This is a genomic window from Mesorhizobium sp. WSM3224, assembly GCF_000427725.1.
Lineage (GTDB): Bacteria > Pseudomonadota > Alphaproteobacteria > Rhizobiales > Rhizobiaceae > Mesorhizobium.
Genome location: NZ_ATYO01000016.1, coordinates 110,246 through 132,992 on the forward strand (window position 1 = coordinate 110,246; position 22,747 = coordinate 132,992).

General features: G+C 63.3%; 16 protein-coding genes and 1 tRNA gene. 5 read left to right on the forward strand and 12 right to left on the reverse strand.

Going from position 1 to position 22,747, the window contains the following annotated elements; all coding sequences use genetic code 11:
- Positions 1-487 precede the first annotated feature (487 nt).
- The 3 genes from YU3_RS0122485 to YU3_RS0122495 all read right to left on the reverse strand — a co-directional run bounded on the left by YU3_RS0122485 (position 488) and on the right by YU3_RS0122495 (position 2,861).
- Complete coding sequence (locus YU3_RS0122485; protein WP_027168348.1) at positions 488-1,849, reverse strand: DUF6538 domain-containing protein; 1,362 nt, start codon at positions 1,847-1,849, stop codon at positions 488-490.
- Between the two features lie 128 nt (positions 1,850-1,977).
- A tRNA-His gene (locus tag YU3_RS0122490) sits at positions 1,978-2,054 on the reverse strand.
- Between the two features lie 342 nt (positions 2,055-2,396).
- Positions 2,397-2,861, reverse strand: a complete 465-nt coding sequence (locus YU3_RS0122495; protein ID WP_027168349.1) for a phasin — start codon at positions 2,859-2,861, stop codon at positions 2,397-2,399.
- A 258-nt stretch (positions 2,862-3,119) separates the two neighbouring features.
- Between YU3_RS0122495 and YU3_RS0122500 the strand changes: the two genes are divergently transcribed.
- Positions 3,120-6,968, forward strand: coding sequence for a PAS domain S-box protein (locus YU3_RS0122500; RefSeq protein ID WP_027168350.1), 3,849 nt, complete (start codon positions 3,120-3,122; stop codon positions 6,966-6,968).
- Between the two features lie 252 nt (positions 6,969-7,220).
- On the opposite strand, the gene YU3_RS0122505 is transcribed toward YU3_RS0122500, so the two are convergent.
- Entirely contained in the window at positions 7,221-9,179 is a 1,959-nt protein-coding gene (locus YU3_RS0122505; protein ID WP_027168351.1) for an acetoacetate--CoA ligase, read from the reverse strand.
- Positions 9,180-9,443: 264 nt separating this feature from the next.
- Here YU3_RS0122505 and YU3_RS0122510 point away from each other — a divergent pair, with 264 nt between their 5' ends.
- On the forward strand, positions 9,444-11,321 hold the full coding sequence (locus tag YU3_RS0122510; protein WP_027168352.1) for an AsmA family protein: 1,878 nt from the start codon (positions 9,444-9,446) through the stop codon (positions 11,319-11,321).
- Between the two features lie 38 nt (positions 11,322-11,359).
- Here the strand turns inward: YU3_RS0122510 and YU3_RS0122515 are convergent, their stop codons facing one another.
- The 6 genes from YU3_RS0122515 to YU3_RS0122540 all read right to left on the reverse strand — a co-directional run bounded on the left by YU3_RS0122515 (position 11,360) and on the right by YU3_RS0122540 (position 18,387).
- Positions 11,360-12,178, reverse strand: coding sequence for an ABC transporter permease subunit (locus tag YU3_RS0122515; RefSeq protein ID WP_027168353.1), 819 nt, complete (start codon positions 12,176-12,178; stop codon positions 11,360-11,362).
- Positions 12,175-13,140, reverse strand: a complete 966-nt coding sequence (locus YU3_RS0122520) for an ABC transporter permease subunit (protein ID WP_027168354.1) — start codon at positions 13,138-13,140, stop codon at positions 12,175-12,177. The genes YU3_RS0122515 and YU3_RS0122520 overlap by 4 nt, the downstream gene beginning before the upstream one ends.
- A 9-nt stretch (positions 13,141-13,149) precedes the next feature.
- Entirely contained in the window at positions 13,150-14,289 is a 1,140-nt protein-coding gene (locus YU3_RS0122525; RefSeq protein WP_027168355.1) for an ABC transporter ATP-binding protein, read from the reverse strand.
- Positions 14,290-14,369: 80 nt separating this feature from the next.
- On the reverse strand, positions 14,370-15,467 hold the full coding sequence (locus tag YU3_RS0122530; protein ID WP_027168356.1) for a polyamine ABC transporter substrate-binding protein: 1,098 nt from the start codon (positions 15,465-15,467) through the stop codon (positions 14,370-14,372).
- A 337-nt stretch (positions 15,468-15,804) separates the two neighbouring features.
- Positions 15,805-16,755, reverse strand: a complete 951-nt coding sequence (locus tag YU3_RS0122535) for a DMT family transporter (RefSeq protein WP_027168357.1) — start codon at positions 16,753-16,755, stop codon at positions 15,805-15,807.
- A 189-nt stretch (positions 16,756-16,944) separates the two neighbouring features.
- Positions 16,945-18,387, reverse strand: coding sequence for an XRE family transcriptional regulator (locus YU3_RS0122540; RefSeq protein WP_027168358.1), 1,443 nt, complete (start codon positions 18,385-18,387; stop codon positions 16,945-16,947).
- A gap of 252 nt (positions 18,388-18,639) precedes the next feature.
- On the opposite strand from YU3_RS0122540, the gene aceA reads away from it, so the two are divergent.
- From aceA to YU3_RS0122555, 3 genes are all read left to right on the forward strand, one after another.
- On the forward strand, positions 18,640-19,929 hold the full coding sequence (gene aceA / locus YU3_RS0122545) for an isocitrate lyase (protein WP_027168359.1): 1,290 nt from the start codon (positions 18,640-18,642) through the stop codon (positions 19,927-19,929).
- A gap of 54 nt (positions 19,930-19,983) precedes the next feature.
- On the forward strand, positions 19,984-20,226 hold the full coding sequence (locus tag YU3_RS0122550) for a hypothetical protein (RefSeq protein ID WP_027168360.1): 243 nt from the start codon (positions 19,984-19,986) through the stop codon (positions 20,224-20,226).
- A 290-nt stretch (positions 20,227-20,516) separates the two neighbouring features.
- Entirely contained in the window at positions 20,517-20,900 is a 384-nt protein-coding gene (locus tag YU3_RS0122555) for a response regulator (RefSeq protein ID WP_084508228.1), read from the forward strand.
- A gap of 62 nt (positions 20,901-20,962) precedes the next feature.
- On the opposite strand, the gene YU3_RS38765 is transcribed toward YU3_RS0122555, so the two are convergent.
- Positions 20,963-21,766: a MerR family transcriptional regulator gene (locus tag YU3_RS38765; protein ID WP_051334041.1), complete on the reverse strand. Its 804-nt coding sequence runs from the start codon at positions 21,764-21,766 to the stop codon at positions 20,963-20,965.
- A 196-nt stretch (positions 21,767-21,962) separates the two neighbouring features.
- Positions 21,963-22,670, reverse strand: a complete 708-nt coding sequence (locus tag YU3_RS0122565) for an HAD family hydrolase (RefSeq protein WP_027168362.1) — start codon at positions 22,668-22,670, stop codon at positions 21,963-21,965.
- Between the last annotated feature and the right edge of the window lie 77 nt (positions 22,671-22,747).

Consider the following 22,747-nt stretch of genomic DNA (forward strand, 5'->3'; position numbering starts at 1 on the left):
TCGGTCCGCTTTAGCCGGAAATTTGATGCCGATCTCGGCGCTAGCCGCTGACCGTGGAGCAGTCGCTACCCCAGATCCTCAGCTTGATATCCTCGAGGAGTGACCGCGGCTCTTTAGCCCAATACACCCATCGATGTGGACACTCCGATCTCCGTCGAAGGCGCAGACCACAGTGGCAGGCCTATTCGCAGGCCGCAACCGCCGTTTACTGGCTCGGCGGAAGCTGAGCATTCCAAAGAGATCTAAGTTCGGTCTACAGCAAGAATTCGTGCTCAATTCGAGACTTGAAGAGCAGTGAAGCCTTACTCCACAAGACCTCAGCCGATCACAACGGAGCGAATTGAGCGTGCGCTCGATCGCGTAGCCGAAATTATTGTGGCCCGCGGCGAGCAGGGCGAGGCATGGTTGCCGCTCTACGACCATCTGGAAGGGGCTCTTCAAGATCATCGGGCAAAGGAAGATCGGCTCAACCTTGTGCGCCAGCGTGTCATACGATTGCAGGATCGAATGGCAGCGCGATCTTCATGAGTTCTTCCCGCCACATCTTCATATCACCGCCCTCACCATACTTCGGCCGATGGATCGCGTGGCCCATCAGCATGCGACGCAGTTCCTCGTCGAATCTAGCATTCTTCATCCGGTCCTCGAACGAATGGCGAAGTGAGTACACTGTGTGCCTGTTGGTCGGAAACAGCATTTGTTTCTTGAAATGTTTGTTGACGGTTGCCGACAGCTGAGCCTCGCGATCCTTGTAGCGAGGAAACCCCTCCGGGTGCTTCTTGAAAACTTCCAGCGCAACGCCGACCAGGGGGACCTTGCGAACGGAGGATTCAGTCTTGATCTCGCGCGGGTCTTCTGGATCCTCGCGTGGCTCTACCGAGATGTGCGGAACTTCGTGGTCGAGATGAATGACGTCGGCATGGAGGTTGGCAAGCTCGCTTGGTCGGCAACCGGTCTCCACGAACGCCAGTACGATGCCTCGTGCCTGATCGTTCAGCTTGGCCAACCCACCAGGAGCGAGAATTTTGTCCCGGATCCATTCGGTCGGGAACGGAGCTCGGCTTCGTTTGGATTTGTCGCTGAAGGATAAGTCGGCGAACGGGTTCTTTTGCTCGGGGAAGCCAAAGTGACGGAAATAGGCGGCGTAGAGTGTGCGAAGATTACCCATATTCCGGTTGCCGGTGGATGCCGAGCGGTCGCCGGGACCTTGCTCCGGTGCAACGCGGTCCAGCCAGTACTTGTGGACTTTTCGGGCGTCGTCCCGTGTTATGAGAGTCATTGGCTTGTCTTCGACCAACTCGATGAACAACGCTACACTCATCTGCCGCTTGGCCTTCCAGCGCTTTCGCTGATCGGGACTTTTGGTCCGTAACTCGTCCCGCGCGATCTCCGAGAAATATAGGTTCAAAGCATCGGATATTTTGTCGTCCGGGCGCTGCACCATGCCCCCCACGGCGTCCAAGGTTGGAGACTTCGGAGGCTCGCTGATCGTGCTCTCGACGCGTTGCAAAATGGTTTCCAGCGGCTCGGCTGTTAGGATCTCGGCCAAAGGCCGGTAGACGAAACCGAGAGATTCGGCGCGCTTGATCGCCGATTTGTATCGTACTCGTGCAAACTGCGGACTGCCGCCGATCATCAGGGATGCCCACAACGCATTGTCGGCTGCCTCGTACAAGTCGCGGACCGTACGGGCCTTTGCCCTGTCGGTCGTGGTGAGCGCTCGGCGGATGGATTCTCCCTGACCAGCCAAGTCCTTGACCTCTTTCGGCACGCGGCGACGGTAGTGAAAACGACCACCGCGCAGCTGGAGGAACCGGTCGGGATCGTGCTCTTCGCGTCGTCTTCCCATGAGCGTAGGTACCATTTGTGTCACAAAATGTGTCACAATATGTAGCACAAAATGCCGATTTGGTGCAACTGCGCTCGCGCAAGACCAAAAATTTAGCAATAATTTCAAAGAATTGGCTGAGAGGCCAATGGTACCGTTGGCTGGGATCGAACCAGCGACCTCCGGATCCACAATCCGGCGCTCTAACCATCTGAGCTACAACGGCATGCCTGCCTGAGCTAGATCGAGGTGAAAGCTTCATTCTCCGTGATCCGCTCTGTCGTTCGGCGATGCGTCAAATACGGGCTATCGGACTCTAATTCAAGGGCCTTGATAAGGTAAAGGATTGGTTTCCTCATCCGCCTTTCGTCAAGGCAAAAGAAAAGGCCGGCGGGAGGAGGTGCCGGCCTTTTCCTGTTACGAGCCAGCGGGAGGAGGTGCTGGCTGGTCACCCCGGAAACGGAGGGAGGAGGTTCCATTCCCGGGTATCTGGTTGCTCAAACTATCGCACGATCATTTGTCTGACGAAATGCGACGTGTTGATGCAGCGCACAATTGTGCGCGAAAATTAGGCGACCTTGGCGTCCTTCATCGCCTTCTCGAAGGCGCTCTTGACCGGCTTGGAGACATCCTCGACCGCCTTGGTGGCAACGGTCTGGAACTCCTTGGCCTGCTCGACGACCATTTCGACGCGCTTGCGCAGGAAAGCGGTCTGCAGCTCGACGACTTCCGAAAGGGTCTTGGCGCCGACCAGGGCCTCGAGGTGCGAGAAGCTGGCCTCGGCATTGGCGCGCAGCGCGGCGATCGCCTTGAGCGAAACGTCGCTGGAAACGGTCTTGGCGGTCTCGTAGGTCGACTCCAGAACCTTCTGGGTCTCCTCGGCGCCGGTCTTCAGCTTGGCATAGGCTTCCTTCGACTGCTCGACGCCCTTCTCGGCGAAGGCGCGGATCTGGTCGGTGGCCTTGGAAGCGTCGAAGCTCGGGAATTCGACGTTTTCGATGGTCTCGGCAGTCTTGGCAGTGGTCTTGGACATTTTCCAACCTTTCGGGATAGCGGCTTTGACAGAAAGCCGTCTCGTTCATGTATGATGGCAATATAAAGGATTTTTTGTGCGTTGCAATATCTTTGTTGCACTGCACCATAAAATCTTCCCCCGCGTCAGCCATATGGCCATTAACCAAGAGCCCAGAGATTTCGACCATTGCAAGCCAGGGCTTGTGGACCTTCGGGCCGCGGGCTTTTATTAACAAAGTGTTAACTGAAATGCCCGCTCCGGAGGGTTGGCCAGCGCATGCCGCCTGAAAACTACTCCTTCCTCGACGTCGCCGTCCTCGACGCGGTGCGCCAGCGCTTTGCCGCCGGCGACGCTTTGGCCATATTGTCGGCCGACCTCGAACAGGTGATCTGGGCGAACGGCCCAGGGGCATCGGTGTTCGGCTATCCGGATATCGAGGCCATTATCGGCGCCTCGGCGCGGCTGCCGCTGGTTGCCCGGCGGCAGATCATGGCGACCAGCGGCTTTCCCGACATCGGCAGCGACCGCGCCATCACGGTGAGACTGGCCACCGGCATGGTGAGCCGCGCCGTCGGTTTCCTGGCCAGCGCTGTGACGATGCCGGACGGCGAGAGGGCAATTATGCTGGCGTTGCCGGCGGCGCAGACAAGCTCGCGCAGCGCCGGCGAAATCGCCAGCCGCGCCATCGGCGGTTTCACCGAGGCAGGGCATTTCATCGCCTTCGTCGACGCGCAAGGCGATGTCGAGGCGGCCTCGGACGGCTTTGCGGCGCTCGGCATCGAGCCGCGAACACTGGCTGCCCTGGTTGCGGATGTCGCAAGCAGCGGCGACCGCATCGTCAAGCGACTTGTGCCGGGTACCAAAACCTCCTACCCGGCCGGTTTTGCGCGGCTCACCGACACGCGCCATCTGCTGGTGGTGATCGATGAGGACCAACTCGACGACGACCAAGGCGACCAGCCGGCCGCCGGCCAAGGCGATCAGCCCGACGGTCAGCAGGTTGCGGCGCCGGAGACCGTTGCGGCCAGACCGTCGGGTGAAAGCCCGGCCGTCGAGCCCGAGTCCGAGCCTTTCCAAGACAACAGTCCCGCGCCGGCCGTGCCGGCTGGCGAACAGGTTGAACCGGTCCCGGAGGCTCCTGAAGGCGGTGCACAGCCTGATGCGGAAAACCGGGCCGGGACCGACCAGGAGCCTACCCGAAGCAAGCATCAGGCGAGCGCCACCGGGTCCAGCCAACAAGCCGCGGAAGCCGGCGCCGGCCAGCACGACCATTGGTACTTCAACGCCGGCGACGACGATGCCGGGCAAGCTCAACCGGTAGCGCCGGCAAAGGATGGGCCGAGAGCAGCCGAAGGCCAGCGCCAGGATGCCGGCAAACCCGTCGCGCCGGCGCGGCCGGCTGCGCCCCGCGACATCGACCGCTCCGCGCCGCCGCTGCGCTTCGTCTGGCGCACCGACGCCGAAGGCAAGTTCAGCGCGCTGTCGCCCGAATTCGCCGATATCGTCGGCCAGCCGGCCGCCGATGTGATCGGCCGCCGCTTCAAGGACGTCGCCACCACTTTCGGCCTCGATGCCTCGGGCGAGATCGCCGGTCTGCTCGAACGGCGCGACACCTGGTCCGGCCGCTCGGTGCTGTGGCCGGTGGCTGGAACCGGCCTGAAGATCCCGGTCGACCTTGCGGCGCTGCCCGTCTATGGCCGCAGCCGCGCCTTCGAGGGTTTCCGTGGTTTCGGCGTCGCGCGCAGCGCCGACGCCGTGATCGATCCCGAAGCGCTTGGCATGGCTCTGGTGCCGAATGCCGCACTAACCACGGCCGCCCCCGGCGGGGCCGAGCCATCCGTCGAGCAGCCGGCAGCGGAGCAGACGTCACCCGAACAGACAAAGCCCGAAGATCCCTTCCAGGGTGAAGTGCCGGCATTGGCCATAGAGCCGAAGCCGGAGCGGCGCTTCGCCGACAAGGTGATAAGGCTGGCCGAGCATCGCCAGCCAGCCAATGACAAGCAGCCGGGAAGCGACACGCCAGCAAATCAGAGGGGTTTGTCGATCCTCGAGCGCAGCGCCTTCCGCGAGATCGGCGAGCGGCTGCGCAGGGACAGTTCCATCCCTGCCGAGCCAGGCGCCACGCCGGAAGCCTCGGAAACTGCTGACGCGAAGGCCGATGCGGAGACCGCGGAGGCGGAGACCGAGGCTGAAGACCAGGAAGACCTGGCGCGGCTCGACGGCATCAATGAGGCCGCCGAGACGAGCGACACCGGCAAGGATGAAACACCGGCCGTCTCCGGCTCGCTGCTCAACCATGCCCATGGCGAGAAATCCACGGAGGAAGCCGGCGTCGAACCTGTTTCCGAGGATGAGCAAGCAGCCCGGCAAACGGCCGAGCATGCTGATGCGGAGCTGCGGCAGCCGGTCGCCGAACAGTCGGCTCCCGATGCGACGGCCGACGGCGACAGCATGACCGCCGACGATTTCCGTGATGCGCAAGACAATGAGGATTGGGCCGGCTCCGATGCCGCCGCCTCAGAAGAACCGCCGGAAGAAGCGGTAGCGCCGGCACGACCGCGCCTCGAAGTGCCGCCGCTCAAGCTCGCAGGCTTTGTACCGTCCGCTTTTTCGACCGGAGAAGAAGCCAAGGCGCCCGATACATCCATCCTCGCCAGGCTGCCGGTGCCACTGCTCATCCATTCGGGCGACATGCTGCATTATGCCAACGAAGCCTTCCTCGAACTCACCGGCTACGATGCGCTGGACGACCTCGCGGATGCGGGCGGCCTGGGCGCGCTGTTTGCCGATCCTTACGCGGGGGAGGCCGCCGCGGACGAAAGCGACCACTCGCTCAAGCTCAAGACCCGCCAGGGCCAGGAATTTCCGATCGACGCGCTGCTGCGGTCCGTGGCGTGGCGCGGCGGCAAGGCGCTGATGCTGGTGGTGCGGCGCTCCGGCGAGGACGATGCGGCGCATTTCACCGCCGCGAATGACGAGCCGGCGCTCCAGCCGGACGTGCCGGAATTGAAGTCGCGCATCGCGGAGATGCGCACCATCATCGACACCGCTACCGACGGCGTCGTGCTGATCGGCCGCGACGGCAACATCCGCTCGATCAGCCGCCCGGCGGAGGCGCTGTTCGGTTTCGACAGCGACGAGGTCGCCGGCAAGCCCTTTGCCTCGCTGTTCGCCATCGAAAGCCAGCGCGCGGCGCGCGACTATCTCGCGGGCCTTTCGGAGCCGGGCGTGGCGAGCGTGCTCAATGACGGCCGCGAGGTCATCGGCCGTGAGGCGCAGGGGCGCTTCATTCCGCTGTTCATGACCATCGGCAGCCTCCCCAACGACAGCGGCTTCTGCGCCGTCGTGCGCGACATCACCCAGTGGAAACGGGCCGAGGAAAACCTCACCCAGGCCCGCGCCGTGGCCGAGCGCGCCTCCTCGCAGAAGACGGACTTTCTCGCCCGCATCAGCCACGAGATCCGCACCCCGCTCAACGCCATCATCGGTTTTTCCGAACTGATGGTGGATGAGAAATTCGGCCCAGTCGCCAACGACCGCTATCGCGACTATCTGCGCGACATCAACCGTTCCGGCAACCACGTGCTCGATCTCGTCAACGACCTGCTCGACATCTCCAAGATCGAGGCCGGCCAGCAGGAGATGGATTACGAGGCGGTGTCGCTCAACGACACGCTGGCCGAGACGGTGGCGATGATGCAGCCGCAGGCCAATCGCGAGCGTGTCATCATCCGCTCAAGCTTCGCCTCGCGGCTGCCGGAAGTGGTGGCGGATCTGAGAAGCGTGCGCCAGATCGCCCTCAACATACTGTCCAACGCGATCCGCTACACCCAGGCCGGCGGCCAGGTGATCGTCTCGACCGCTTACGAGACCTCCGGCGATGTCGTCATGCGCGTGCGCGATACCGGCATCGGCATGACCCCTGCCGAGATCGAGCAGGCGCTGAAACCGTTCAAGCAGATCAACGCGCTCAAGCGCGGGCGCGGCGACGGCACCGGCCTCGGCCTGCCGCTCACCAAGGCGATGGTGGAGGCGAACCGCGCCCGTTTCACCATCACTTCCACGCCGGGCGAAGGAACCCTGGTCGAGATCGGCTTTCCCTCGACCCGCGTGCTCGCCGAATAACATTGCACGGAGCTGCGGCGGCCAAGAAAAAAGGCGTCCAAGAGGACGCCTTGAGAAATGGGATGCTGTCACAACGGGGGCTTGAGCTGAACCTCAGGGGACGAGGAACGGGATTTCTCCCTCAAGTTACTCGCGACTATCGGGGTCGTCCCTTAACAAGTCCTTACCGGGCCGCGAAAAAATTTACGAATGTGTACCACCCGTGAAATCTAGGTAAATTCGCCGGATAGATTTCGTTAACCACGACAAGTGTCAGGTCGCGAGCTGCGCCAGGTCGCGGAACAGCTCCAGTGCCTCGGGATTGGCAAGCGCCTCCTTGTTCTTGACGGCGCGGCCGTGGACCACGTCGCGCACCGCGAGTTCGGTGATCTTGCCGGACTTGGTGCGCGGGATGTCGGTAACGGCGACGATCCTGGCCGGCACATGGCGCGGGCTGGCACCGGTGCGGATCTTGGCGCGGATGCGCTTTTCCAGATCCTGGTCAAGCGTCACGCCGGCGGCCAGCCGCACGAACAGCACGACGCGCACGTCATTGTCGAAGTCCTGGCCGATGCAGAGCGCCTCGAGGATTTCCGGCATCTGCTCGACCTGGTTGTAGATCTCGGCCGTGCCGATCCTCACGCCGCCCGGATTGAGCGTTGCATCCGAGCGGCCATGGATGATCATGCCGCCATGCGCCGTCCATTCGGCGAAGTCGCCGTGGCACCAGACATTGTCGAAACGCTCGAAATAGGCCGCGTGATACTTCTTGCCCCCGGGGTCGTTCCAGAAGCCGATCGGCATCGACGGAAAGGCCTTCGTGCAGACAAGCTCGCCCTTCTCCTGCCGGATCGGCTTGCCGTCGTCGTCCCAGACATCGACCGCCAGGCCAAGGCCGGGCCCCTGGATCTCGCCGCTCCAGACCGGCTCGGTCGGCACGCCGAGCACGAAGCAGGAGACGATGTCGGTGCCGCCGGAGATGGAGGCCAGGTGCACGTCCTTCTTGATGCCTTCATAGACGAAGCGGAAATCCTCCGGCGACAAAGGCGAGCCGGTGGAGGAGATGGTGCGCACGCTCGACAGATCATGGCTCGCGATCGGCTTCAGCCCGGCCTTGCGGACAGAATCGATGAACTTGGCCGAGGTGCCGAAATAGGTCATCTGCTCGGCGTCGGCGAAATCGAACAGAACATTGCCGTCCGGGTAGAAAGGCGAGCCGTCATAAAGCAGCAGCGTCGCGCCCGAGGCGAGGCCCGAAACCAGCCAGTTCCACATCATCCAGCCGCAGGTGGTGAAATAGAACAGGCGATCGCCGTCGAGCAGGCCGGCGTGCAGCCGGTGCTCCTTGACGTGCTGGACCAGCGTGCCGCCGGCCGAATGCACAATGCATTTCGGGACGCCGGTCGTGCCTGAGGAGAACAGGATGTAGAGCGGATGCGCGAACGGCAGCCGCTCGAAGCTGACTGTCCTGCCGGCGAAGGGCGAGAGCGCCTCTTCGAGCGCCGCTGCCTTGTCGATGGTGGCGGCGACATCCGCCGAGGTGCCTAGATAATCGACAATCAGCACCTTGCGCAGCGTGGCGAGCTTCACCGCGACAGCGCGGACCTTGTCGGCGACCTCGATCGCCTTGCCGTTATACCAATAGCCGTCCGGCGCGATGAAGACGACCGGCTCGATCTGGCCGAAACGGTCGAGCACGCCCTGCTCGCCGAAATCGGGAGAGCATGACGACCAGACCGCGCCGATAGAGGCGGCGGCCAGCATCGCGGCGACGGCTTCGGGCATGTTGGGCATCATGGCGGCGATGCGGTCGCCGGCCTTGACGCCGAGCGACAGGAAGAGCTGCTGCAGCCGCGACGTCAGCGCATGGAGCTCGTTCCAGGACAGGCGGCGCTCGACCTTGTCCTCGCCGCGAAAGACGATGGCCTCGCCAGCGCCGGTCTTCTTCAAAAGGTTCTCGGCGAAATTGAGCCTGGCGTCGGGAAAGAAGCCGGCGCCGGGCATCTTCTCCCCGTCAACGAGGTTGCGCTCACCCTTGTCGCCAACAAGATTGCAAAAATCCCAGACCAGGCTCCAGAAGGCTTCGCGATCCTCGATCGACCAGCGGTGAAGCTCGGCATAGCCGGCGAATGCCAGCCCGGCCTTTGCTTCCGCGGCCTTCGTGAAGGCGGTTATAGGGGCCGCGTCGATCCGCTCCTGCGTCGGGGTCCACAAAGGCGTGTCGGCGGCCATGATCGCTCCTCCCAAAGCGCGTCGGTTTGAGCCAGTAAAGCTCAGCAGCGCAGATGCCATCGTCTCAAAAACGGCGCGCAACCGCGGACCGGGATCGTGCAGACCGCTTATGCATATTGCGGCGCAGCAGAGCAAGATTTTGTTCGCCCGGTCCATCGCGGGCACTGCGCAAATGCCATCGCAAGGCCATAAAGACTTGAAAAGCGTCGGCGCTCGGTTACACCCGTCGGGCGATTTGTCGGCAACGAAAGCACACGGGGCGAAATGCCATCATCTTTGATCCGGCGCGGTGTGTGGGCGGTCGGCGTTGCCGTGCTCGTCATCGCACTCGCGGTCGCGGCGCTCCCGCTGATTGCCTCGACCCGCATCGTGCGCGACCGCATCGCCTGGGAATTGAGTGCCTGGAGCGGCTTCAGGGTGACGATCGACGGATCGCCGCGTATCGAGGTGTGGCCGAAGTTCCGGGCCATCCTCAGCGACGTGACGCTGTCACAATGGACCGAGACCGATGCGCCGCCGGTGGTCGAAGCCGACCGTGTCGAAGTCGACCTCTCGGCCATGGCCGCCTTGCAGGGCGACGTCCAATTCTCGACAGCAAGGCTGGTGCGGCCGACGATCAGGGTGCAGCGCATGGCGAACGGCTTCTATCTGCCGCCGCTTCCGACGGGGGGTCGCATCACGCGCTCGATCGATACCGCGCGCGGCGTGGTCACCGCCAACCCGCAGAAGCCCGATCTCGGCCGACTGCCCTCCGATCCGTTCGGCACCGTCGAGTTCCGCGATGGCCGCGTCGTGACTACGGCTGACGGCAAGGACACCGAAATCCTGAGCAGTCTGAGCGGCCAGGTGAACTGGGAAGCGATGAACAGCGAGGCGTCGCTGACCGCGACCGGGATCTGGCGCGGTGAAAGCATGCAGCTCGATTTCTCCTCGGCGAACCCGCTGGTGCTGTTTGCCGGGGGAGCAGCACCCGTCACCGTCTCCTTCAAGGCAGCGCCCGCGACATTCTCCTTCGACGGAACGGCCTCGATGTCGGACAATGCCTATCTGGACGGCCAGGCAAAGTTCGCCGCGCCGTCGCTGCGGCGCGTGCTGGAATGGTCGCAGGCCGGCCTCGCGCCAGGTGCTGCGATCGGTGCCGTCTCGGTCGCCAGCAAGGTGAACGCCTCGGCGGGACGCGCGAAATTCGAGAACACCACCGTCACGCTCAACAACAATCCGGGCATGGGAGCGCTGGACTTCTCCTTCGCCGAGGGGCGCCCCGTGATCGCCGGCACGCTCGCCTTCGATACGCTCGACCTCAGATCTTTCCTGTCGGCCTTCACGCCCGTCGCGCCAACCAGCGAGGCCGGCCCGGGTGACATCGACACCAGTTTCGCCGACCGCATAAACCTCGACCTCAGGCTGTCGGCGGCGCACGCCATGGCGGGACCGGTCCAGCTCGCCGACATCGCGGCGACCGCCCAGGTCAAGAACGGTCTTGCCGTGTTCGACATATCCGATGCATCCGCTTTCGGCGGCACCATCCAGAGCAGCCTCCGCTTCGACCGCAAGCCGGAAGGCACGCAGGTCGAGATGCGGCTCTTGGCGTCGGATGTGGATACGGGAGCCTTTGCCACGGCGGCGGGGATGACGCGGATGGTGCCGGCCGGCACCGGGACGGTATCGGTCATCCTCAAGGGACCCGGAAAGGCCTGGAGCTCGATCTTCGAGAATGCCGACGGATCGTTCTCGGCGACTTTCGGGCCGGGCACGCTCAACGGGCTCGACCTGCCGGCCTTTCTCAAGCGCAACCAGCAAGGCGGCTTCTTCGCGCTCGACGACGTCGCCAATGGTTCGCTGCCGATCGACGGCGCCGAGATCAAGGCAAGCATCTCGAAGGGCGTGGCGCGCCTAGACAAGGCCGAGATCAATTCGCAGAAATACAAGATCTGGCTGTCCGGCATCGCCTCCTATGCCGGACGCGGGCTGGCATTGTCGGGTGGGGTCGTACCCAACGGGCAGCCGGCGCAGCAGCCCCAGGCCAACGGCCAGGCGGCGAGTCCGGCTGCCGCGCCGCCGAGCCAGTCGCTGTTCTTCGTCGGCGGCAACTGGAGCGCGCCGTTCGTATCGCCGATCGCTCCCGGCGTTTCAGGCCAGTAAAGGCGGAGGCGTAAAAGCAAAGCCCCCCGCCTTCTCGCTCAACCGCGCTGCGCGGCCCGCTCGTCGAGCTGGCGCTGGATCTCGCGGCGTTTGTTGGCGATCGAGGCGATGATGACGCCGACCGCCACGACCGCGATCAGGATGGTGCAGGCGGCGTTGATTTCCGGCGTCACGCCGAGGCGCACCTGGCTGTAGATCTTCATCGGCAGCGTGGTGGCGCCGGGACCCGAGGTGAAGCTGGCGATGACCAGATCGTCCAGCGAGAGCGTGAAGGCCAGCATCCAACCGGAAATGATCGCCGGCAGGATGACCGGCAAGGTGATCTGGAAGAAGGTCTTCACCGGCGGCGCGCCGAGATCCATCGCCGCCTCCTCTAGCGAGCGGTCGAACGTGACAAGGCGAGACTGCACGACGACGGCGACGAAGCACATGGTGAAGGTGATGTGGGCGAGCGTCACCGTGAAGAAGCCGCGGTCGAGCCCGATGGCGACGAAGAGCAGCAGCAGCGAGAGGCCTGTGATGACTTCCGGCATGACCAGCGGCGCGAAGACCATGCCCGAGAAAAGCAAACGCCCCCTGAAGCGCGTGTAGCGCGTGAGCGTGATGGCGCCGAGCGTGCCGAGCACGGTCGCCACCGTGGCCGAGATGACGCCGACGCGCGCCGTCACCCAGGTGGCGTCCATCAGACCCTGGTTGTGGAACAGCGACACGTACCATTTGGTCGAGAAGCCGCCCCAGACGGTGACGAGCTTCGATTCGTTGAAGGAAAAGACGATCAAAAGCACAATCGGCAGGTAGAGAAACGCAAAGCCCAGCACGATCGAGGTGATGTTGAAGCGGCTCCAGGTCGCGTTCATTTGCCCTGCTCCTGTGCACGCGCCTGAGCCTGCTGGAAGAACATGATCGGAATGGTCAGCACCAGAAGCAGGATCACTGCCACCGCCGACGAGACCGGCCAGTCGCGGTTGGAGAAGAATTCGTTCCAGAGCGTCTTGCCGATCATCAGCGTCTGCGAGCCGCCAAGGAGATCGGGGATGACGAACTCGCCCACGGCCGGAATGAACACAAGCAGGCAGCCGGCGACGACGCCGGGCAGCGACAGCGGGAAGGTGATCTTCCAGAAGGCGCTGGTCTGCGGACAGCCGAGGTCCTGCGCGGCCTCGACCAGCGAGTAGTCCATCTTCTCCAGCGAGGAATAGAGCGGCAGCACCATGAAGGGCAGGTAGGAATAGACGATGCCGATGAAGATCGCCGTGTAGGTGTTGAGGATGACCAGCGGCTGGCTGATGACGTGCAGCGACATGAGCAACTGATTGAGCAGCCCCTCGGGTTTCAGGATGCCGATCCAGGCATAGACGCGGATCAGGAACGAGGTCCAGAACGGCAGGATCACCAGCATCAGCAGGGTCGGGCGGATCGTCGCCGGCGCGCGCGCCATGCCATAGGCGATCGGATAGCCGACGATCAGCGTGAGTATCGTTGATATCCCAGCGATGATCAGGCTGGTCACATAGGCGTTGAAATAGAGCGCGTCCTGGGTGAGCCAGGTGTAATTGTCGAAGTTGAGCTCGCGAAACCCGGTGAAAAATCCCGAGATGCCATCGGTGAAATCGAGCACCGGCGTATAGGGCGGCATCGCGATCGCCGTCTGCGACAGCGAAATCTTGAAGACGATGATGAAGGGAACGAGGAAGAAGAACAGCAGCCAGAGATAGGGGACGATGATGACGAGGCGGTCGACGAAGCCCTTCGCCAGCCGCGTCGGCAGCGTGGCGGCGGTATCGGTCGATGGAGCGGCGGTCGCTGCGATGTTGGCCATGTCCGCCTCCTACCTTGTCAGCACGACGCCGGCGTCGGGCCGGAAGGATACCCAGGCGCGGTCGTTCCAGGTCAGCGGGTCCTCGGTGACGCGCGAGGCGTTCAAGGCGCTTGCCCGCACCATCTGCCCGTCGTCCAGCCTGATGTGGTAGACGGTCATATCGCCGAGATAGGCGACATCGTAGACCTCGCCCTCGAGCGCGTTGACGGCGTCAGCCGGCTTTTTCGACGAGACCTTGATCTTTTCGGGCCGGATCGCAAAGACGATCTCGGCGCCATTGGCGGCATCGCCGCCATTGTCGACGACGATCTGAGCGCCGGTCATGCCGGTGATGCGTGTCGTGCTTGCCGAACGCTCCGCGACCTTGCCTTCGAAGAGGTTCACATTGCCGACGAAATGCGCCACGAAACGCGAAGTCGGGGCCTCGTAGACTTCGGCAGGCGTCGCCACCTGCATCACCTCGCCCTTGTCCATGATGGCGATGCGGTCGGCCATGGTCATGGCTTCTTCCTGGTCGTGGGTGACGACGACGAAGGTGAGGCCGAGCTCCTGCTGCAGATCCATCAGCTCGAACTGCGTCTCCTCGCGCAGCTTCTTGTCGAGCGCGCCGAGCGGCTCGTCGAGCAGCAGAACCTTGGGTCGCTTGGCGACCGAGCGGGCAAGCGCCACGCGCTGGCGCTGGCCGCCCGAGAGCTGATGCGGCTTGCGCTTGGCGAACTGCTCGAGCTTGACCAGCTTCAGCATCTCGGCGACGCGCCTTGCGATATCGGCTCCCGGCATGCCTTCCTGCTTGAGGCCGAAGGCGATGTTTTTCTCCACCGTCATATGCGGGAACAGCGCGTAGGACTGGAACATCATGTTGACCGGCCGCTTGTAGGGCGGGATGCCGCGCAGGTCCTGCCCGTCGAGCAGGATGCGGCCGGCGGACGGCTCCTCGAAGCCGGCGAGCATCCTGAGCAGGGTCGACTTCCCGCAGCCCGAAGCGCCGAGCAGAGCGAAGAATTCGCGCTCGAAGATGGTCAGCGACAGGTTGTTGACGGCGGTGAACTCACCGAACTTCTTGGTGACCTTGTCGAACTGGATATATGGCTTGGCGTTCGGGTCGTTCCATGGCGCGAAATCCCTGCGGATGCTGCCAAGCGATTTCATGATCCCCACTCCGTTATTTTTCTAAATTCCCCAAAAGAAAGCGACCCCGGCAGTTGGCTGCCGGGGTCGTGTTTCAATGCTTACTGGCCGGTGACGATCTTGGTCCAGGTGCGCGTGATGAGGCGCTGTGTCTTGGGATCGTATGGCGCAACCGTATACAGCTTCTTCGTCGTCTCTTCGTCGGGATAGACCGAAGGATCTTCCAGGATGGCCTTGTCGATGAACTGCTGCGAAGCCTTGTTGCCGTTGGCGTAGAGCACGTAGTTCGACGACTTGGCGATGACTTCGGGCGTCATCATGTAGTTGATGAACTCGAGCGCGTCGGCGGTATGCGGCGCGTCGGCGGGGATCGCCATCTGATCGAACCACATCTGGGCGCCTTCCTTCGGCACTGAATAGCCGATCTCGACGCCCTGCTTGGCTTCCTCGGCGCGGTTGCGCGCCTGGAAGACGTCGCCCGACCAGCCGATCGCCAGGCAAATATCGCCGTTGGCCAACGCGTTGATGTATTCGGACGAATGGAACTTGCGGATATACGGCCGGACCTTCAGCAACGCTTCCTGGGCCTTGGAAATGTCATCCGGCGAGGTGCTGTTGGGATCGAGGCCGAGATATTTCAGCGTCGCCGGAATGATGTCGGCGGGAGAATCCAGCACATAGACGCCGCAATCCTTCAGCTTGGCCAGCTTGTCCGGATTGAAGAACACGTCCCAGCTGTCGACCTTGTCGGTGCCGAGCGCGGCCTGCACCTTCTTGACATTATAGCCGAGGCCGACCGTGCCCCACATGTAGTTGACCGAATATTCGTTGCCCGGATCGTATTTGGCGGTACGCTCCGAAATGACGTCCCACATGTTGGAGAGGTTCGGCAACTTCGACTTGTCGAGCTTCTGGAACACGCCTGCCTGGATCTGGCGCGCCAGGAAGTTGGCGGTCGGCACGACGACATCATAGCCGCTGCCGCCGGCAAGCAGCTTGGTCTCCAGGATCTCGTTGGAATCGAAGGTGTCGTAGACGACCTTGATGCCGGTCTTCTTGGTGAAATCGTCGATGATCGAGCTGTCGATATAGTCAGACCAGTTGTAGACGTTGACGACGCGATCCTCGGCATGGCCGTTTATGGTGAAAAGCGTCAAGAATGCCGACGTCGCCGAAAGCCAGAGAGCTTTGCGGATCATGATGTTCTCCTTTGGTGAGTGTTCCCTCGCCGGCTCGTCGCGATATGGCGGGGCGGCGTTCGTTTCAGACTATTGAGCTTTCCGGAGAGCGACAAGCGTGCACGCCCTGCGGTGCGCGCGCCCCTTGAGTGTGGGTTGCGACCCCTGCATCCCTTCCAGGGAGCTGTCCGGGTGGCGTCAGCGGCGTTCGCCGCGGCGTAAGCAGAACGATGACGATGTGGTCCGGCCCCGATGAGGCCGGCGGTGACACTTGGCAAGATACGCCTGTCTTGTTGTTGCCGTAATTGCAACCTGCCCGGCCGGCAACAGGGTTGTCAATGGGGAAGGCTGCGGATCGTCAATTGGGTGACGGCAGGCCTGTAACGCCTGGACGCGCCGGCCGCGCCTGACGCTTGAACTCCAGGCCGATATGGACGAGCAGCGCCGTGACCACGACCGCGCCACCGATGATGGTGCGCACCGACGGTACCTCGGAATGGACGAGCCAGACCCAGATCGGCCCGAGGATCGGTTCGAAGGTGCCGAGCAGGGCTGCGATCGCGGCAGGCACCAGCCGTGCGCCCATGGCGAAGAAGGCAAGGCCAATGCCGAGATTGACGACGCCGAAGGCGAAGAGAAAGCCCATGTCGCGCGCGGACACGGCAAATTCCGTGGCCTGCGAGGCGGCGAAAGCACCGGCAAGCAGCGCGCCAAGGCACGTGGCCGGCACCATGCGCACATGGGCGAAGCGCCGGGTGATCACGGTCGCGAACGAAAACATCACCGCGATCAGCAGCGCCAGGCCATCGCCGATCGGCGACACGGCCCCGCCCAGGGACTCGGAGACCATGATGGCAACGCCGGTGATGACAGCGGCGATGGCGATCCAGGTGCCTTGGCTCACGCGTTCGCGAAAGAGCAGCCAGGCGAGCAGGGCGGCCAGGAGCGGCACGCCTGCTTGCATCAACAGAATGTTGGCGACCGTGGTATAGGCGAGCGCAACGATAAAGCTGGTCGAGGCGGTGGCAAAGCAGAAGGCCACGCCAAGGCCGGGCAGGCCCATATCGCGGAACAGTCTCAAGGTGCCGCGCCAGCCGTCGCGCCAGAGCATGAAGGCGACCAGGAAGGCCCCGGCCCAAAGCGAGCGCCAGAACACCACGGTCCAGCTGTCGCCGACATGGATGAAACGGGCGATGGTGCCGCCGAAACTCCACATTAGCGCCGAAAGAAAGACCAGGAGCATGCCGATCCGCTCCTCGCGCGGCGAGACGGTTGGCAAGGCTGCGCTGGGCGAGGCGGTATTGGTCATTGAGATTACTGTCAGCGAGTTGTTCGCGTTACGATGCACCAGGGACGACAAGACTGTGTCCCATTCGCGTAGCGCAAAGTAGTAATCCATGCGTGATCCAGCACTCGCTGAAATGTGGGACAAACCTCGCCACCGCTTTTACTTTGCGCATGTCTGGTTCCGCACACAGCGCATTTTTTGCGGAGGCGGTCAGCCCTGAAAATCGAAGGCGCTGAGGCCCGTCACCATCTCGTCGAGGCCGAGCGGGCGCGTCACCGGTGGTTCGGCGCGCGCCAGGCAGCCGGCGCGCTCGCAAAGCCGGCAGGCGGGGCCTACCGGCGTGGCGATGCCTTGCCCGGGCTTGCCAGCGGCTCCGGCCGGCAGCGCCGCGCCATAGACGATCTCGTCGCGAAAGCCGATATCGCAGCCGAGCAGGAGCGCCGTGCGCCGCGGCCTCTCGGAGAAGGCGCCTTGCAGGCCTTCCAGCGTGCGGGCGATGCAAAGGAACTCGGCGCCATCGGGCATCTCCACCGCCTCGACCAGGATCTGGCCCGGCTGCGAGAACGCCGCATGGACGGGAAGCTTGGGGCAGCCGCCGCCGAAGCGGCTCTGCGGATAGCCCTGGCTGCCGGCCTTGCGGAAGCGGTTACCGGCATTGTCGACTTCCAGCATGAAGAACGGCACGCCCGATGCGCCCTGCCGCTGCAGCATGGTCAGGCGGTTGGCCGCCTGTTCGAAGGAGACGCCGAAGCGAGACCGCAAGACGTCGATGTCGTAGCGGGCGCGCAGGGCGGCGGCATGGAAGGCCTGATAGGGCATCATCAGCGCGTGCGCGGCATAGCGGCCGAGCTCGAAGCGGGCGAGCCGGCGCGCCTCGTCGGTGCCGAGCTTCAGCGCCTGGATCTCGCCGGCGACGGCCACCGACATGCGCATGAGGCTCGCCTCCATGGCGACCTCGCGCAGCTGGTCGAAAGGCGACAGCCGCTCGGACAGGAACAGACGCTGCGAATGGCGGTCGTAGCGGCGGCGCCAGTTGGGCATGGTGGCGACCGGCAGCACCTTGACGACGATGCCGTGCTCGCGCCTCAGCCAGGCCTTCAGCGCGCCGAACAGATCGTCGCCGGGATCGAGGACCGATGTGAAAGCCTCCGCCTCCTCCTCCAGCGAAGCAAAGTGGTTTGGCCGGCGCTCGAACACTTCGTGGACCTCATCGGCGGGCAGGCGGGTGCCGGACAGCGCGGTTGCCCTGCCCTCCTGTGCCAGAAGCTGATTGAGGTCGGACAGGCGCTCGGCCTGCTCGCGGTAGGCGCGAAAGAGTTTCACCATCGCCGCCGAAGCGTTCGGCGCTGTCTCGGCAAGGTCGATCAGTTCCTGATCTCCAGGCAGCTCGCCGGCAAGAAGCGGATCGCTGAACGCTTCGCGCAAGGCCGCGATCGAGCCTTTCGTCTCTCCCTGCAATTCATGCGGATCGACCTTGTAGACGGAGGCCAGCTTGAGAATGAGCTGCACCGTCAGCGGCCGCTGGTTGCGCTCGATGAGATTGAGATAGGATGGCGAGATGCCCAGCCCTTCGGCCATCGCCGTCTGGGTCAGGCTCCTGGCGTTGCGCAGCCGGCGCAGCCGCGGCCCGGCGAAGATCTTCTGGTCGGCCATCCCCTGCCATCCTTGACAAGAATTTACATGAACATTGCGCCGAGCGTCCGCTACGGCGCTTTTACAATCGTGACAAATTTACAGAGATGACCTGTCAATGACAACACAGCTTTTCCTTTATTTTTTGCGTCAATCGACGGTTTTCCTGGGCGCCTTTGGCGCCGCAATGTAAATGATGTCATACATCGCCGGCGCGAAGCGTGCCTTTGCGATGTAGCGATGAAGCAGTTTCCAAGCGACCCGGAGTGACCAATGACCGATTTTTACAACCTCGTCCCGTCCGCGCCGGAAGGCCGTTTCGACGGCATCGAACGGCCCTACTCGCCAGAGGATGTGAAGCGGCTGCGCGGCTCCGTGCAGATTCGTCAGACATTGGCAGAGATGGGCGCGAACCGGCTGTGGAAGCTCATCCATGAGGAGGATTTCGTCAACGCGCTCGGCGCGATGTCCGGCAACCAGGCCATGCAGCAGGTTCGGGCAGGGCTGAAGGCGATTTATCTCTCGGGCTGGCAGGTGGCCGCCGACGCCAACACCGCGTCGGCCATGTATCCGGACCAGTCGCTTTACCCGGCCAATGCGGCGCCGGAACTGGTCAAGCGCATCAATCGCACCTTGCAGCGCGCCGACCAGATCGAGACGTCCGAAGGCAACAGGCTCTCGGTCGAGACCTGGTTTGCGCCGATCGTCGCCGATGCCGAAGCCGGCTTCGGCGGCCCGCTCAACGCCTTCGAGATCATGAAGGCCTTCATCGAGGCTGGCGCCGCCGGCGTCCACTATGAGGATCAACTGGCGTCGGAAAAGAAGTGCGGCCATCTCGGCGGCAAGGTGCTGATCCCGACCGCGGCGCATATCCGCAACCTCAACGCTGCGCGCCTCGCGGCCGACGTCATGGGCACGCCGACCCTGGTCGTGGCGCGCACCGACGCGGAAGCGGCGAAGCTTTTGACCTCCGATATCGACGAGCGCGACCGGCCTTTCGTCGACTATGACGCCGGCCGCACGGTCGAGGGCTTCTACAATGTGAGGAACGGCATCGAGCCTTGCATCGCGCGTGCCGTGGCCTATGCGCCGCACGCCGACCTGATCTGGTGCGAGACCTCGAAGCCGGATCTGGCGCAGGCAAGGAAGTTCGCCGAGGGCGTGCACAAGCATCATCCGGGCAAGCTGCTCGCCTATAATTGCTCGCCGTCCTTCAACTGGAAGAAGAACCTCGACGACGCGACGATCGCGATGTTCCAGAAGGAGCTGGGCGCGATGGGCTACAAGTTCCAATTCATCACGCTCGCCGGCTTCCACCAGTTGAACTTCGGCATGTTCGAGCTGGCGCGCGGCTACAAGGACCGACAGATGGCCGCCTATTCGGAGCTGCAGGAGGCCGAGTTCGCGGCCGAGGCCCGCGGCTATACCGCGACCAAGCATCAGCGCGAGGTCGGCACCGGCTATTTCGACGCCGTGTCGATGGCGATCACCGGCGGCCGGTCTTCGACCACCGCCATGCATGAATCGACCGAGCACGCGCAGTTCAGGCCGGCGGCCGAGTGACAGATAACAACCAGAGGAAACGCCCGCAGGGCATTTACATCGAGGAGAAGACCAATGGCATCGATAAGCCGCGTCAAGGAAAGGGCAGAAGAACAATCGAGCGCGATGAGCGTCGACCAGCAGGCGACGATCCGCATGCTCGCCAACGATCTGCACAGGCTCAACCAGTCGGTCATGAAGGCAGTCGAGGCCGGTGTCTCGGTGGAGCTGGTGCGCTCGGCGAGGCACCATGGCGGCGACGGCAACTGGGGTGACCTTTTGATCCCGGTGATCGTTACCCAGCAGAGCCACACCTGACGTAACGTCAACAGTTTCGGCGATAGTCTCCCGCGCGCTATACGTTCGGGAGACTATCGCATTTTTTCGATTTGCCTTCGTCGCAGGCAGACACGACTTGCGCCGATTCCAGAATTGCTTGCTATATTTTCGACTTCGACTGTTTCAGCTTGACTCCGGCCGCGATCTCACCCAATTGTGCCTCAGGTTTCAACCCTGCATTGAACCAGAGTGCCTGCCCGCCGATGTGTCCCGCCGACCGTGACGATCCCTCCGAAAAAAATCCGAAACCGGCGACCCGCACTGGTGCGATGGCGGCGGACTTTTCCAAGGTTCTCGTCGTTGGAAAGTCGTCGATCAACCGGGTCGTGGTGTCGAAAATCGTCGAGAAGTCGGGACTGAAACCGATCTCGGAACCGCCCGAGACCGCCGAGAAGACCCTGACGGGGCATCTGCCCGGCGCCGTCATCCTGGACGGCGGTCCCGACAACAAAGACTGCGACCGGCTGATGTCCGCCATCGACGCGCTGCGCCGCGCCTCCGGCAAGCCGCTGCCCGCGGTGATCCTGCTCTCAACCATGAATGGCACGCCGGAGAGCCTTGGCCTATCGAGCGTGGTCGATGCGGTGGTTGCCAAGCCGATCACGCCCGAGAGATTGCAACCGGTGGTCGATCGCCTGGTCGGGCGCGGCTAGCCCAACGCCGGGCCCCTGAGCGCCGAGGCGACGCTCCGGGAGCTGTTCTCCGTGAGGCTGGATCAGTCCAGTTCGCCGCGTTCCTTCATTGCCTGCGCGACGTGCCGGAGAAATTCGAGGATCGCCGGATCGAACCAGAGGGAGTCAGACCTCGCCTGCGCCTCGGCGAGCGTTTTGGCATACGCGTTGCGCATAAGCTCTTGCTCGGCCTGGGGGGTCGAACGCCTGATGCCGGCGGTACGGGACAGCATACGCCGAACGAGCTCTTTGGCGGCTTCGGAATTGACGTCCCCCGCCTCCTTCAGTCGGCTGGCTTCCGCCATCATGGCCTTCAGCGCGGCCTTATGGGCATCTCCGCCATACTCTTTCTTTATCTCGTCGAAGGTGCGGCTTGCCTGCCCGGTCGGGTCCTGTTCCGCGATCAGAGCTTCGAACCTTGCGACAAATTTCCTTTTGCCGGTGGATTGTTGCACGAGAGTCTCCTTGGTGAGGATTGCCAACTCGTCCAGGGAAAGGTCCCGGCCCTCATCCAGGCGACATTGCGCCGCCTCTATCAGGGCCAATGCGCGCCTGATCTTATCTTGTTGGGACTCCAGGGTTTCACGTTGCAGCCGCAAAACATCCCGAAGCCGGGAAGGGCTCCCGACAAGCTTCTTGATCGATTTGAGGGGTAGGCCGAGATCACGAAGCACGATGACCTGGTGCAGGCGGGCGATTTGAGTTGGGCCGTACAGGCGCCATCTCGACTCCGCGCGGTGAGGGGCAACGAGCCCCTCCCGCTCATAGACCCTGAGCGCCTTGGTGGTGACGCCGAGCCGCCGAGCTGTCTCGCCTGGACCGAACCATTGCTCGTTTTCGCCGCCCATAACCGACCTTCCGTTCCGGACCCTTGCTTGTGTAAGGCCGGCCCCAGGGTCCGATGCAAGAGCGCGTCGGGCGGTTCGTTCGCGCCGGCCGTTCACCACCCGAACCGATGTTCAGGGCGTCCGCTCAACCGACGCCGCGGAGGTATGCCGCTCGCCTCACCGGGTTTTTGCACAGCCCGGGAGCACCCGGGACGTGTCAATCCGCTGTGGCGATGCGTTTGATCAACGCCGGCAGTTCGCTCAGGTCGGCGATCTGGCGGAAACGCGGCGCCGCGACCGGCGCCTCGGCATGCTCGGCCGCCCAGGTCAATTCATGCGGGACATAGATGCCCCAGCCGCCGGCGTCGATGGCCGGCACGACATCCGACTTCAGCGAGTTGCCGACCATCACGCTCTTTTGCGGTCCGTCGCCATGGCGGCTGAAGATGCGGGCATAGGTGGCGGCGCTCTTGTCGCTGACGATCTCGACGGCGTCGAAAAGCTCGCCAAGTCCCGATTGCGCCAGCTTGCGCTCCTGGTCCATGAGGTCACCCTTGGTGATCAGCACCAGGCGATAGGCGCCGGCGAGCTTCTCGATCGTCTCACGCGCATGCGGCAGCGGCTCGATCGGATGGCTGAGCATGTCGCGGCCGGCAGCCAGGATTTCGGCAATGGTCGAGGCCGGAACGCGGCCCTCGGTCACCTCGATCGCCGTCTCGATCATCGACAGCGTGAAGCTCTTTATGCCGAAGCCATAGAGGCCTAGATTGCGCTTTGCGGCTTCAAGCAGGTTTGCCGAAACCCGGCTTGCCTCGCCGTGCTCGGCAAGCATGGCGATGAAGCGCTGTTCGGTCATGCGGAAGAACTGCTCGTTCTGCCACAGCGTGTCGTCGGCATCGAAGCCGATGGTGGTAAGAGCGGTCATTGCCACATCATCCTCCTCGCTCGTGGTGTAGACGCGTTCGCCCGGCGCTGCTAGCTAGAGATCGGCAAAGCGCGGGG

Coding starts and splice junctions, on each gene's coding strand:
- YU3_RS0122515 (WP_027168353.1), bottom strand. CDS start 12,178: ATGAACGCGACCTGGAGCCGCTTCAACATCACCTCGATCGTGCTGGGC.
- YU3_RS0122525 (WP_027168355.1), bottom strand. CDS start 14,289: ATGAAATCGCTTGGCAGCATCCGCAGGGATTTCGCGCCATGGAACGAC.
- YU3_RS0122520 (WP_027168354.1), bottom strand. CDS start 13,140: ATGGCCAACATCGCAGCGACCGCCGCTCCATCGACCGATACCGCCGCC.
- YU3_RS0122540 (WP_027168358.1), bottom strand. CDS start 18,387: ATGGCCGACCAGAAGATCTTCGCCGGGCCGCGGCTGCGCCGGCTGCGC.
- YU3_RS0122530 (WP_027168356.1), bottom strand. CDS start 15,467: ATGATCCGCAAAGCTCTCTGGCTTTCGGCGACGTCGGCATTCTTGACG.
- YU3_RS0122505 (WP_027168351.1), bottom strand. CDS start 9,179: ATGGCCGCCGACACGCCTTTGTGGACCCCGACGCAGGAGCGGATCGAC.
- YU3_RS0122495 (WP_027168349.1), bottom strand. CDS start 2,861: ATGTCCAAGACCACTGCCAAGACTGCCGAGACCATCGAAAACGTCGAA.
- YU3_RS0122550 (WP_027168360.1), top strand. CDS start 19,984: ATGGCATCGATAAGCCGCGTCAAGGAAAGGGCAGAAGAACAATCGAGC.
- YU3_RS0122510 (WP_027168352.1), top strand. CDS start 9,444: ATGCCATCATCTTTGATCCGGCGCGGTGTGTGGGCGGTCGGCGTTGCC.
- YU3_RS0122485 (WP_027168348.1), bottom strand. CDS start 1,849: ATGGGAAGACGACGCGAAGAGCACGATCCCGACCGGTTCCTCCAGCTG.
- YU3_RS0122500 (WP_027168350.1), top strand. CDS start 3,120: ATGCCGCCTGAAAACTACTCCTTCCTCGACGTCGCCGTCCTCGACGCG.
- YU3_RS38765 (WP_051334041.1), bottom strand. CDS start 21,766: ATGGGCGGCGAAAACGAGCAATGGTTCGGTCCAGGCGAGACAGCTCGG.
- YU3_RS0122535 (WP_027168357.1), bottom strand. CDS start 16,755: ATGACCAATACCGCCTCGCCCAGCGCAGCCTTGCCAACCGTCTCGCCG.
- aceA (WP_027168359.1), top strand. CDS start 18,640: ATGACCGATTTTTACAACCTCGTCCCGTCCGCGCCGGAAGGCCGTTTC.
- YU3_RS0122565 (WP_027168362.1), bottom strand. CDS start 22,670: ATGACCGCTCTTACCACCATCGGCTTCGATGCCGACGACACGCTGTGG.
- YU3_RS0122555 (WP_084508228.1), top strand. CDS start 20,517: ATGGCGGCGGACTTTTCCAAGGTTCTCGTCGTTGGAAAGTCGTCGATC.